General features: G+C 63.6%; 9 protein-coding genes. 4 read left to right on the top strand and 5 right to left on the bottom strand.

Annotated elements, in window-relative coordinates; all coding sequences use genetic code 11:
- Positions 1-202: 202 nt before the first annotated feature.
- Positions 203-2,056 (bottom strand): ABC transporter ATP-binding protein, encoded by a 1,854-nt coding sequence (locus GHT07_RS05340; protein ID WP_194792832.1) that lies wholly within the window; start codon positions 2,054-2,056, stop codon positions 203-205.
- 15 nt (positions 2,057-2,071) lie between these two features.
- Positions 2,072-2,560 carry an NUDIX hydrolase gene (locus tag GHT07_RS05335; protein WP_153584039.1) on the bottom strand — a complete coding sequence of 163 codons (489 nt, stop codon included), beginning with the start codon at positions 2,558-2,560 and terminating at the stop codon, positions 2,072-2,074.
- Positions 2,561-2,623: 63 nt separating this feature from the next.
- Between GHT07_RS05335 and GHT07_RS05330 the strand changes: the two genes are divergently transcribed.
- The 3 genes from GHT07_RS05330 to GHT07_RS05320 are packed head-to-tail and all read left to right on the top strand — an operon-like array spanning position 2,624 to position 4,368.
- A complete protein-coding gene (locus tag GHT07_RS05330; protein ID WP_323740809.1) occupies positions 2,624-3,508 on the top strand; it encodes a MotA/TolQ/ExbB proton channel family protein in 885 nt (294 codons plus the stop codon).
- 18 nt (positions 3,509-3,526) lie between these two features.
- Complete coding sequence (locus tag GHT07_RS05325) at positions 3,527-3,952, top strand: ExbD/TolR family protein (RefSeq protein ID WP_153584038.1); 426 nt, start codon at positions 3,527-3,529, stop codon at positions 3,950-3,952.
- Positions 3,949-4,368 carry an ExbD/TolR family protein gene (locus GHT07_RS05320; protein WP_153584037.1) on the top strand — a complete coding sequence of 140 codons (420 nt, stop codon included), beginning with the start codon at positions 3,949-3,951 and terminating at the stop codon, positions 4,366-4,368. The genes GHT07_RS05325 and GHT07_RS05320 overlap by 4 nt, the downstream gene beginning before the upstream one ends.
- Positions 4,369-4,389: 21 nt before the next feature.
- Here the strand turns inward: GHT07_RS05320 and GHT07_RS05315 are convergent, their stop codons facing one another.
- The 3 genes from GHT07_RS05315 to GHT07_RS05305 form a co-directional block, all read right to left on the bottom strand.
- Complete coding sequence (locus GHT07_RS05315) at positions 4,390-5,112, bottom strand: hypothetical protein (protein ID WP_153584036.1); 723 nt, start codon at positions 5,110-5,112, stop codon at positions 4,390-4,392.
- Between the two features lie 65 nt (positions 5,113-5,177).
- A complete protein-coding gene (locus tag GHT07_RS05310; RefSeq protein ID WP_153584035.1) occupies positions 5,178-6,326 on the bottom strand; it encodes a metallophosphoesterase in 1,149 nt (382 codons plus the stop codon).
- Positions 6,327-6,404: 78 nt separating this feature from the next.
- The gene (locus tag GHT07_RS05305) at positions 6,405-7,061 is read right to left on the bottom strand and encodes a tetratricopeptide repeat protein (protein ID WP_153584034.1); all 657 of its coding nucleotides are present in this window, start codon (positions 7,059-7,061) and stop codon (positions 6,405-6,407) included.
- A 151-nt stretch (positions 7,062-7,212) separates the two neighbouring features.
- Between GHT07_RS05305 and GHT07_RS05300 the strand changes: the two genes are divergently transcribed.
- Positions 7,213-12,622, top strand: a 5,410-nt coding sequence (locus tag GHT07_RS05300) for an RHS repeat protein (protein ID WP_194792831.1), incomplete at its 3' end; no start/stop codon positions are given.

Below are 12,622 nucleotides of genomic sequence, written 5' to 3'. Positions count from 1 at the left end.
CAGCGAAAGATCTCCACAACCCACGCAGGTCAGCAGAATTTGCCGGATAGCGATGCCATGCTCAAACGCATTCGTAGCCGTTTTGCGGCGCTTGGCGACGTGAACCTGGCCCTGTTACCGCGAGAGCCGATTCGTGAGCTATCCCGCGACTCAGCCAAAAGGGCGCGGAAACGCGCAAGTTGAGCCTGCCCGCTACCCACCTTCAAGTCTGCGCCGTCTCCACCACCACTTCCTCTTCCCCCAGATACCCGCCGCTCTGGTGCGCCCACAGCCTTGCATAGAGGCCGCCGCGCTCAATCAGCGAGCGGTGATCGCCTTCTTCGACGATCTGCCCCTGGTCGAGCACGATGAGGCGGTCGAGTGCGGCGATGGTGGACAGGCGGTGGGCAATCGCGATCACCGTCTTGCCTTTCATCAGCTCCTGCAGGCTCGCCTGGATCGCGGCTTCGACTTCGGAGTCGAGCGCGCTCGTCGCTTCATCGAGCAGCAGGATGGGCGCGTCCTTGAGCATCACGCGTGCAATGGCCACGCGCTGGCGCTGGCCGCCTGAGAGCTTCACGCCGCGCTCGCCCACTTGCGCGTCATAGCCCTTGCGGCCCTTGGGGTCGGTCAGTGTGTCGATGAAGGTATCGGCCTGCGCGCGGTGTGCGGCAGCCAGCAACTCTTCTTCGCTCGCACCAGGGCGGCCATAGATGATGTTGTCGCGCACCGAGCGATGCAGCAGCGACGTGTCTTGCGTGACCATGCCGATGTTCGCGCGCAGGCTGTCTTGCGTGACATGCGCGATGTCTTGGCCGTCCACGACAATGCGGCCACTCTCCACGTCGTAGAACCGCAGCAGCAAGTTCACGAGTGTGGATTTGCCCGCGCCGGATCGCCCGATCAAACCGATCTTCTCGCCGGGCCGCACGTGCAGGTTGAAGTCGCGCAGCACGGCCGACTTGCCGCCGTACGAAAAATTCACATGCTCGAACTTCACTTCGCCACGCGTGACGGCGAGCGGCTTCGCGTCGCGGGCATCGATCACCGCGCGCTGCTTCGTCAGTGTGACGATGCCGTCCTGCACCGTGCCCACGTTCTCGAACAAGCCGGCGAGTGACCACATCACCCAGTGCGACAGGCCCGCAATGCGCAGGCTCATTGCCGTGACGGCGGCCACGGCACCCGGGCCGACGGCGCCTTGGCTCCACAGCCATACCGACTGCCCAACAGCGCCGAGCGTCAGCAGCACGACGAGCGAATGGTTCACGATCTCGAAGGCGGTGATCAGCCGGTTCTGCTCGTACCCGACCTCGCTCGACTCGGCGAGCGCCTGTTGCAGGAAAGCCGATTCACGCTGTGTATGCGAAAACAGCTTGACGGTCGTGATGTTCGAATAAGCATCCGAAATGCGGCCCGTCACCAGCGCCTTCGAGTCGGCATACACCTTGCCGATGCGTGCCAGTCGCGGCACGAAATACGAGCACGACAACCCGTACAGCAGCAGCCACCCCAGAAACGGCAACGCCAGCCGCGAGTCGAATGCCGCTGCCAGCGCGATGAAGGTGAAGAAGTACACCGCCATGCCGATCAGCACCTCCACCGTGGTGAAGATCACTTCACGCACCGCAAGCCCCGTTTGCATGACCTTGGTGGTGATGCGGCCCGCAAACTCGTCGGCATAGAAGGCCATGCTCTGGCCGAGCATCAGCCGGTGGAAGTTCCAGCGCAGGCGAAACGGGAAGTTCATGGCCAGCGTCTGCCGCTTCACAAAGGCTTCCATCGCGATACCCACGAGGCTGGCGATGAGCACGCAGGCAAACAGAATCAGCCCGCCGCGATGGTCTTGCACGAATGTTTCGGGTGTTGATTTCGAGACCCAGTCGACCAGGTGGCCCAGCATCGAAAACAGCCATGCCTCGAAGCCCGACACCAGCGCCGTGAGCAAGGTGAGCAGCAGGATGTAGCCGCGCAGGCCTTCGGTGCAGGCCCACATGAACGAGAAGAAGCCCACCGGCGGCGGTGCGGGTTCGTCTTCAGGATACGGATGAACGAGTGTTTCGAAAATCTTGAACAACGTGAGAACCCCCGTTTAACGTGCGTTGAGCAACAGCACGTTCTCGTGCGTGTAGATCACCGACAGCGGGTAGCTCACGCCGCTCAAATAGTCTTCCACGCAGCGCAGCACCAGCGGACTGCGATGGCGGTCAACGCTTGCGCGAATTTCATCCGGCGTCATCCACAGCGCGCGGACGATGCCCTTGTCGAGTGCGCGATGCGGGTGATGCACGCCGAGCTCGCCGCGAAAGGCGAGGCGCAAATACGTCTGGTCTTCGCCCGTCGAGCTTTTGCGTGAGCGGGCGAGGTACATGCCGAGCAGCGCCGTGGGCTCGAACTCATAAGCCGACTCTTCCAGTGCCTCGCGTGCGCAGCCTTGCGCGGGCGTCTCGCCAGGGTCGAGGTGGCCGGCGGGCTGGTTCAGCTTGAGGCCGTCGTTCGTCTCTTCCTCCACCATCAGGAAGCGGCCGTCTTTCTCGACGACCGCGGCCACGGTGACGCCAGGTTTCCAGGGTGACTGCATCGAGTCATTATCGGCGGGGCGGTTCTGGTCCAGAATGCAGTGGTCCTTGCTCACCTTCACGCCATGGCTCACCTCACTTCGCGCGCCTGCCGTCTCATTGCCCTGCTGATGGCCTTCGCGGCTTTTGGCGCCGGCTCTGCCAACGCACAAGCACCCGCCGCATCGGCTGCGGCGCCTGTGGCGGCTCCCGCTGCAGCGCCCGAGCTCGCAGCCCCCGCGGCAAAGTTGGCACCCTCGCTCGGTGCCGTCCCGGCAAGCGGCCTGCCGGCCATCAAGCCGGTGGAGGCGAGCAATCCCTATGGCCTGCAAGCCTTGTGGCAGCAGGGTGACTGGGTGGCGCGCATCACGCTGCTGATCCTGGCGGTCATGTCGCTGGGCAGCTGGTACGTGCTGGTGAGCAAACTCATCGCGCAGACGAAGATGGGTGGCCAAGGGCGCGAAGCCAATGCGTCATTCTGGAAAGCCAACACGGTGAAAGAAGGCGCCGAGCGTTTGCAGTCAGGCAGCCCCTATCGCTTCATCGCGGAGTCGGCGATGGAGGGAGCGCGCAAGCACGACGGGCTGATCGGGCAGGTTGAATTGAACACATGGGTCGCGCAGTGCATCGAGCGCGCGATCGCAACGGTGCACAGCCGCACACAGGAAGGCCTGGCAGTGCTGGCCACAGTCGGTTCCACGGCGCCGTTCGTGGGCTTGTTCGGCACCGTCTGGGGCATCTACAACGCGCTCGTGAAAATCGGTGCGTCGGGCCAGGCGTCGATCGACAAGGTGGCCGGGCCGGTGGGCGAGGCGCTGATCATGACGGCGCTCGGCCTCGCAGTCGCAGTGCCTGCGGTGCTGGGCTACAACTGGCTCGTGCGGCGCAACAAGGTGGGCATGGATACCGTGCGCGCCTTTGGCTCCGACTTGCACACGGTGCTGATGGCGGCCAACGCCAAGCGCGGCTGAACACCGGGCCTGCGCAACATGGCGATCCGCTTTCCGCACCAGATGCCCGAGGCCGAGGAGCCTTTGATCGCGAGCATCAACACCACGCCGCTCGTCGATGTGATGCTGGTGCTGCTGATCATTTTCCTGATCACGATTCCGGTGGTGAACAGCTCCATCGCCGTGAACCTGCCGCGCGAGCCGAACCAGCAGCGCGACGCGAAGGCGCAGGACATCATCGTCACTGTCGATGCACAGGGCGTGATCTACTGGTTCGACACAGCGCTGGCAGCGCCGCAACTGCTCGCCCGCCAGATGGCGCAAGCCGCAGCGAAGCAACCGCAGCCTGAGTTGCATATCCGCGCTGATGCGCGCGCCGACTATGAGTCCGTGGGCCGTGTGGTGTATGCCGCGCAGCAGGCGGGCATCGCACGCATCGGCTTTTTGACGGAGCCGCCGCGATGATCCCGCTTGGTGGCGAGAGTGACGAAGAGATGATGGTGGACATCAACACCACGCCGCTGGTCGATGTGCTGCTCGTGCTGCTGGTGATGCTGATCATCACCATACCCATCCAGCTGCATTCGGTGTCGCTGGAGATGCCGGGCACCAACGCGCCGCCACCGCTCAATGAACCCGAAATCGTGCAGATCGACGTGACGCCCGCAGGAGCATTCGTGTGGAATGGCGACACGCTCACGCGAGCCGACCTCGAAGCGCGCCTGCAGGCCGCAGCGCAGCAGCCGGACCAGCCCGAGATTCACTTGCGACCCGATCGCACCGCGAAGTACGAGCAGGTGGCCGCCGTGCTGGCGACTGCACAGCGCTTTGGTTTGCTGAAAATCGGCCTGGTGGGCTCGGAGCAGTTCGCCCCACAGTGAAAGGCGCGTGCGCTCGCGCGCCTACGCTTCGTATTGCGGCGAGCCCTGGACCCAGATGAACGACTGCACGTCGATCATGTCGCGCACCTTGAAGCCCGGCTTGCGATCAAGGTCGCGGCGGATGATGGCGGCGAATGTCAGCAGCGACCTGTAAACCTCCCACGACGGCTGCGGCACGTAGTCAAAGTCAAAACCATAGTCGCGCGCTGCCTTGCGAGTGACACGCGGCTTGAGGTACAGGTGTTTGTCGGGTCGCGCCACAAATCCGAACACCGTGATGAGCGGCCAGGTGACCACGCGCGCATCGCGTCGCGGCAATTCGGCGAGTGCCTGCACCCAGTTGTCGAAGCGGCGGCGCGGTGAGCCTGTGCCCCACAGGAATGCGTAGAGCTCGGTCGCAAACAGCCGCGCGCCCGCTGGCGTCTTGACGGCATCTCGCAATGCCATCTTCTCAAACGAGAAGAGCAGGTTGGTGTGCGACTGGATGCGTACGGCTGTGTCGGCAATCTCGCGGAATTCGCCGCGCGCAAGCAGCTGGCGGAACGTCACCGGGCCGAGCTCATGCTTCCACTCCAGATGGGCGCGCTCTTTGTACGAGCGCTCGGTGATCTGGTACGTCTCGTCGCAGAAGCCTTCAGGGTAGTAAAGCTCGAATTTGCGCCGGCAGCGCGCTGCACCCAGGTAGTTGACGTTGTTCGCGCGTGGGCCGGTTTGCGGGGATGGGAGGAGGACGGGGCTGACCATGCGGCCAGTTTTCTGCCTGTGGGTGACGCCGCCGTGTCAGACAACACGCCGCCGGCGCGTAGTCCTCAAGCGGACGCGGCCACCAGGCGGACCTGCGTGATCTCCGAGGGGGCGAACAGTCTCTTGGGCGGGCCCCAATAGCCGGTTCCGCGGCTGACATAGACCAGCAGCTCATCCAGCCTGTTTAGCCCGGCCGTGAACGGCTGCTGCAGCCGCACGAAGTGATTCCAGGGCCAGAACTGGCCGCCATGCGTGTGGCCCGACAGCTGCAAGTCGAAACCTGCGCGTGAAGCGGCGGCAGCGCTGCGTGGCTGGTGAGCCAGCAGCACCTTCACGGCAGCGTCGCCTGGTGCGCGGGCCAGCGACGCCTGCGGGTCGCTGCGATGGGATTCGTCGAAGTGCCCGCCCGTAAAGTCGGTCACGCCCGCCAGCACCAGCTTGGCGTCGCCGCGCTCGATCACCACATGCTCGTTGTGAAGCACGTTGATGCCCAGGCGTTGCAGTTCGCTGATCCATGGCACGACACCCGAGTAGTACTCGTGATTGCCCGTGACGAAGAAGCTGCCGTTGCGCGACGCCAGCCGGGCCAGTGGCGCGACTTGCTGCTTGAGCTGCGCCACGCTGCCATCGACGAGATCGCCGGTGATGGCGACCAGATCAGGCTGCAGGCGGTTGACGGCCGCGACGATGCGCTCGACATAGCGCGCGCGGATGGTCGGGCCCACGTGCACATCGCTGATCTGCACGATGGTGAAGCCTTGCAGCGCAAGCGGCAGGCCGGCAACCGGAATCTCGACCGTGACGACACCGGCTGTGCGCCGCGCGTTGAGAAAGCCGAAAAACGTGAGGGCGATCGCGATGGCCGGCACCATCGGTGCGGTGAAGCTTTCGAGCCGGTCGATGGAAAAGAGCCCGCTGCCCGTGGCCGACAGGAATATCGCAGCGCCCAGCAGCATCAGGTCGCGCAGCGCCGTGAAGATGAAGAGCGACGAGAAAAGTCCCATTGCCAGCATGCCCGCCCATGACAGGGCGTTGCGAAGGCGTTCGCTGCCGGCCCGCCGCATCATGAAGCCCAGCGGCATGACCACAGCCGATGTGGCGAGTAGCGCTGCCAGGCCGATCTGCCAGCCGATGCCGTTCAGTTGGGGGACGATTCGCGCGCCGATGTAGTAATGCAGCGCGGCGACGATGAGAACGATGAAGGCGAAGGGCATTGCATCCAGATGGTGGTACTGGACGCGATTGGAAGGGCAGATTGTTAGCCGGGCGTGACTGTGGCGACCGGCGGCAGGTCAATGCAGCGTGTCGGGCTTGCCGTAGTTGGAGATGAGCACGTGCCGGGCGTCAGGCTCAGCAGGCTCTTCAAGCGCGACACCGGCAGGCGTTTGCGGTGCTGCGGGTTCTGCGTGTGTGGCGGGCTCGCCGGTCGAGGCGGCTTCCTCGTCCATGCGGGCCAGCACCAGGCGGATGTCGTCAACCATGGGCCCGTTGTTGTTGGGTAGCGCAAGCCCTTCGTGAAAGTGAGTGCGTGCTGCCGAATATTCATTCCGGGCCAGTGCTGCAAATCCATAGACGAAATGGAGCATCGGATTGGTGTCGGCCAGCACCAACAGTGGCTGCCAGCTCACCAGCGCCGCCGCAGCGCGGCCACTGCTGAATTGCAGCAGGCCCAACTGGTACCGCGCCGTATTGAAGCCTGGATCGCAGAGCACGGCATTGGCAAAGGCGCTTTCCGCCTGCTCGATGCGGCCGAGCGAGGCGAGTTCGGACCCATACAGGAAGCTGGGCAGGGGGTGGCCCGGCCCGGTGGCGCAAGCCTGCTCAAACAGGCTCATGGCCTCGCTCTCGTTGCCAGCGCGGCTGGCTCGCACGGCCCGGGTCAGGTACGCCAGGGATTCATCAGGAAGATGCGCCTTCGGCTTGGTCTTGGGCGCGGAGCTATCGGTCATTGCATGGATCCTTTCCTCATCAATCGTTACCAGTCGCAATTCGATTTGTAATTATTTTGGCCTCAAGACTAAACGATTTGTGCTGCATGTGGATGTATTGGTTTGAAGGGACATGACTGTCCCCAAGAACAACCAACAGGATTCACACAGCATGGTCGCGATTGTTTCGGGCAACAGCCTGGGTTTGTCACTCACTTCATTGGTCACCCTGGGCCAGCAAGGCAGCGTCGGATCGTCGGGCGCGGGGCGCAGCGGGGAGCAGGTTTTCGTGAACGCCAGCAACGGTAATCTGGTGCTGCGCGACCAGGACGAATTTGTGGCCGCGTACGGGCTGGATGTGTCGGCGGTGCGCACATACAACAGCGCCGGCAAGATCGTGGGCGGGGTGCAGGATAGTTGGGCGGTGGGGGTGGCGCGGCAGAAGGTGACTGTGCCCACGACCTGGGGCGCAGGGACGATCACGCGTACGGACTTTGATGGAGCGGAGGCGACGTATACGTGGGATGCGGCCAGTTCTTCCTACGTCACGACGGCGGGGAGCGGCCCGAACGACACGATCACGCGCGATGCTGGTACGGGTCAGTACATCTGGACGGATGGCGCCACGGGCACCGTAGAGCGGTACGACGCGAGCGGGCGGCTGGTGAGCACGGAAGACATCCAAGGCAACCGCATTGTTCACACGTACAACGCGCAAGGACGCCTGGCGAGCTCGGTCGGGGCAAACGGTGAGACTGTGGCGTACCTCTATTCCGCTGCGGGCGACCTCACGGACGTCACAACATCAATAGTGGCTGGCACGGTCACCAAGCGCGTGCATTACGACTGGGACACGAGCCACCGCATGACGCGCGTGACGGTGGACCTCACGCCCGCTGATGGCAGCACGGCCGACGGCGTGTCGTACTGGACCACCTACAGCTATGTGGGAACCAGCAACCGCATTGAGACGATTGCGCAGAAGGACAACTCTTCGCTCAAGTTCGGCTACGACGCGCAGCAGCGGGTGGTGAGCATCACCGATGGGCTGGCGCGCGTGACGACGTTGAACTACGACGCGACAGGCCTGAAGACGCGCATCACAACGCCCGCCAATGTGACGAGCGACTTCCTCTACAACGCTGCCGGTCGCCTGAGCGAGATTGACGTCGGTGGGCAACTGGAGCACGCCTTCTCTTACGTGAATGCCAACGTCGATGACGTAGCGAGCGTGACCGACGGCGCAGGCCAGACCACCACATTCAGCTACGACACGCGAGGCAACCAGCAGTCGCAGCGCGATGCAGCCGGCAACACCATCGAGCGCACGTACAACGCGAACAACACGCTCAAGACAGAGACTGTCTATCACGTGGCGGCCGTCACGCAGGGTGTCGTGGCACCTGCAGCCGCGCCCGCGACCACCAACTACATCTACAACGCCAGCAAGCCCGCCGAACTGCGCTTCGTCGTCTCTGCGCAGGGGCGCGTGACTGAATACCAGACGGTGAAGATGGCGGGCGCTTTGGGCAGCGTCGGGCCGACGACGATCTTGGTTTACGACCAGTCAACCTATACGGGCGCGCTCACCGAGACGGCACTGGCCGCGTGGGCGCTGACCCAGCCCGCCGAAGGCATCATGCGCACCGACCTGAGCTATGACGCGCGTGGCCAGCTGGAGTCGAAGACGACGTATGTTGGCGTGGATGCACTCCGAGCAGGTCTGGCAGCGGGCAAGACGACCACGAGCTACACGTACACAACACAGGGGCTGGTGTGGACGACCACACAGCCGGGCGGCACTGGATTGACCGCAGGCGTCACGACCAACGTGTACGACGGCATGGGCCGCTTGTTGCAGGTGACGAATGCGCTGGGCGAAGTCACGCTCACCAGCTACGACGACGCGCTGATGCAAACCAAGGTGAAGCTGGCGAACAACCAGACGAGCATCAGCACCACAGATCGCGCAGGCAATGTGCTGAGCGTCTACAACACGAACGCAGCATTGGCGAACCTTGGTACGACGCAGTACGCGTATGACAAGGACGACCGCTTGGTGATGACCACCGATGCGACAGGCGTTCGCACCTTCAAGGTCTATGACACACAAGGTCGACTGGCTGGTGATGTAGATGCCGACGGCACGCTCGTTGAATACATGTACGACGCGGCGGACCGGCTCTCTCGTACCGTCAAGTACACGACGGCAGTGACTCTCACGAAGCTGGTCGATGCGACAGGCGTTGCGCTCGCTCCCGTCATCGACACGATCCGCCCGGTCGCATTGACGCTCACTGACCAAAGCACGTGGCGCGCGTATGACGCAGCCGGTCGCCTCAGTAAAACCGTCAGCGCCGAAGGCTCAGTGGTCGAGTACTTCTACGACGGTGCGTCGCTGCTCCTGTCAACCAAGGAATACGCCACGCGCCTGACGGCCACTCAAATGGCCGCTCTGGGCAACAAGCCCGCACCTGGGGCCATCGCGCCCACGCCGGACACAGCGAGCGACCGCGTCACGCGCAACTTCTACGACGCAGACAATTTACTCATTGGCACGCTCGACGCAGCTGGCTACGTCACGCAGATGACCTACGACGCGGCGGGCCAGCTGGTGCAGACCAAGCGCTCGTTCAACCTGACTCCCAATGCGCAGCGAGCCACAGGCACGCTCGCCGCGCTGGTCACAGGCGCGGGCGCCAGCACCCAAGACGAAACCACGACGTACTTCCGCGACGGCAAGGGCCAGCTCATCGCGCAAGTCGATGCGGCCAAGAATTACACCGAATACGGCTACGACGTCGCAGGCCGTCAAACCTCGACCACGCGCTACGCCAAGAAGGTCACCACGGCGTTCACCTGGTCATCGAAGCTGAGCGACTTCAAGCCTGCCGCCACCGCCGGCCAGGACCAGACGACGAGCCTGAGCTACGACGCGCTGGGCCGCTGTACGCAGGAACTCGATGCAAGCGGCACCAAGACCACGCACACGTACAACACGCTGGGCCTGCTCACGCAAACAAAAACCTCGGTGGGCCTGACGAATGAACGCGTCGCCGTCACGCTCGCCTACGACGACCTGGGCCGCCTCATATCGGAAACCACAGCAGACAACCGCACCCTCACCCACGCCTACGACCTCGCGGGCCGGCGCATCAGCACCACTGATGGCCCGGGCAACAAGACCCTGTTCTTCTATGACGCCGAGAGCCGTCTGGTCTACACCGTGGACGCCACCGGCGGCGTGAGCGAGACCGACTACGACACCCTGGACAACAAGCTCGCCGAGATCCGCTACACCCAAAAGAAACTCACCGCCACCACACTCAACTCGCTCACCGGCGGCCTGATCACTGCAGCCAATGCGGCAACCCTCGTCAGCAGCGTTCAGACTGCAGGGCAAGACGCCCGCATCGACTACAAGTATTTGCGCGACGGCCAGATCTCCTCGATCAAGGACGCCAACGGCAACACGACGTATTACTACTACGACGCGTTCGGTGCATCGCTGGGCTGCGTCGATGGCGCAGGCAATGTGCAGTACAGCGTGTACGACGCCAATGGGCGCGCTGTGCAGACTACGCGCCTTGCCAAAACCATCTCGGGCGTCACCGCAGCAACGACGCTCGCAGAAGTGAGCCAGCGCATCGCCGCTGTGATCGGCGACGCAGGCGACCAGACGATCTACCGCGTGTATGACATGGACGGCCGCCTCACCGCTACGGTGAACGGCCTGAATGAAGCAGAGCGCTTCTGGTACGACGGCAACGGCAACGTGATTGAGCACCGAGCCTATGTAAACCGTGTGGCTGCGGGCTGGACGCCCACCAACCTCGTCACGACTGACCACGTGGACGACCGCCGCACGCGAACGATGTACGACAGCTTCAACCGCGCTGTGTACACGGTCGATGGTGCCGGCTCAGTCACCACGTACCAGTACGACCTGGACGGCAACGTCACGCAGCAGCGCGTGTACGCCAAGCCCATCGACCCGGCGACCTTCAACGGAACAACGCAAGTCATCCCCGGCGCAGCGGCGACGACGCCAGACACGATCACCACCTACACCTACGACTCAGACAACCGCCTGATCTGGAGCGTTGACGGTGCAGGCGGCGTGACACGCCGCTACTACGACAAGGACGGCAACGTCACGCAGCTGGTGCAGTTCGCAGCGGCCGTCACACCGGGCACGAGCATCGCGCTGGCGGCAACAATCAACACGTACGCGAGCACCGGCAAAGACCGCACTACGAACTACACGTATGACGCAGCGGGCCGGCAGATCTACGCCGTCGATTCACTCGGCACCATCACCGGCACCGTGTACGACAAGGCGGGCAACATCACCGCGAGCATCCAGTACGCCAAGCTCGGGACGGCACCCGTAGCGGGCGTGCCGCTTGCGCAGGGCACACCTGTCGCAGATGCGGCCAACGACCGCATCACGCGCATGGCGTACGACGCAGCGAACCGGCTCGTGTTCACGGTGGATGCGACCGGCGCAGTGGCTGAGCGCAGCTATGACGGCGCGGGCAATGTGAAGAGCATCACCCAGTACGCGAACGTGATCGACACTGCGAAGTTCAATGCGTTGAGCAAGACGGCCACGTGCGATGACATCAACGCTGCGCTGGTGAAGGCATCAACTGCCAATCGCGTGCAGGCGCAGAGTTTTGATGCGGCGAACCGGATCGCCACGACAACGGATGGTGTGGGCCACATCACCACGTACGGCTACGACGGCCTGAGCCGCTCGACCAGCGTAACCGACAGCGGCGCAGGCATCACCGCGCGAACAACGACGTACACCTACGACGGCGCGGGCCGCACAAGCAGCGTGACCGACGCGCTCGGCCAAACCGAGCGCTACACCTATGACGGCGTGGGCAACAAACTCACGTTCCAGAATAAACGCAACGCCATCTGGACGTACGAGTACGACGCCGCAGGCCGCCTGACCGACGAGTACACGCCCAGCGTGGACGTCACCAGCGTCACCAGTGGCCTCGTGATGACCACTGCCGCACGCGTGATCCGCACCGCCAACACTTATGACGCTGCGGGCAACCTGCTCTCGCGCACAGAGGCCGTGGGCCGGCCCGAGCAACGCACGACGAGCTATGAGTACGACGCACTGGGCAGGCAGATCCGCACGCGCTTCCCGAACGTGGCCGTGTACGTGGCCGAGACTGACGCAGCGATTGCGGTGAACGGTCAGGGCAACGTAGCCACGCGAACCGACACCACTGTCGCAGGCGGCATCTACACCGAGACCACCTACGACGCATTGGGCAACGCCATCCGCAACCGCGATGTGGGTGGTGCGCTCAGCTACAAGGTGTATGACCAGCTTGGGCGAGTGACGTACGACGTTGACGCGATGCGCTACGTGACCGGTTACACGCTCGATACGTTCGGCGGCACAACGACCCTCACGCGCTATGCGAATGCGATGACGCTCACAGGCACAGAGACGTCGCTTAACACTGCGGACATGACCAGCGCCAAGCTCGTCAAAGACAGCGCCGCAGATCGCGTGCTGCTCACAACCTACGACCGCATGGGCCGCGTGGACC

This window comes from Caenimonas koreensis DSM 17982, from assembly GCF_009646335.1.
Taxonomy (GTDB): domain Bacteria; phylum Pseudomonadota; class Gammaproteobacteria; order Burkholderiales; family Burkholderiaceae_C; genus Ramlibacter; species Ramlibacter koreensis.
Note: the sequence above shows the minus strand (reverse complement) of the source record. Positions and strands in the feature narration are given on the sequence as shown.

Excerpts from the sequence above, each read along its gene's own strand:
- GHT07_RS05335 (WP_153584039.1), bottom strand. The coding sequence starts at position 2,560 with ATGCAGTCACCCTGGAAACCTGGCGTCACCGTGGCCGCGGTCGTCGAG.
- GHT07_RS05330 (WP_323740809.1), top strand. The coding sequence starts at position 2,624 with ATGGCTCACCTCACTTCGCGCGCCTGCCGTCTCATTGCCCTGCTGATG.
- GHT07_RS05325 (WP_153584038.1), top strand. The coding sequence starts at position 3,527 with ATGGCGATCCGCTTTCCGCACCAGATGCCCGAGGCCGAGGAGCCTTTG.
- GHT07_RS05320 (WP_153584037.1), top strand. The coding sequence starts at position 3,949 with ATGATCCCGCTTGGTGGCGAGAGTGACGAAGAGATGATGGTGGACATC.
- GHT07_RS05315 (WP_153584036.1), bottom strand. The coding sequence starts at position 5,112 with ATGGTCAGCCCCGTCCTCCTCCCATCCCCGCAAACCGGCCCACGCGCG.
- GHT07_RS05310 (WP_153584035.1), bottom strand. The coding sequence starts at position 6,326 with ATGCCCTTCGCCTTCATCGTTCTCATCGTCGCCGCGCTGCATTACTAC.
- GHT07_RS05305 (WP_153584034.1), bottom strand. The coding sequence starts at position 7,061 with ATGACCGATAGCTCCGCGCCCAAGACCAAGCCGAAGGCGCATCTTCCT.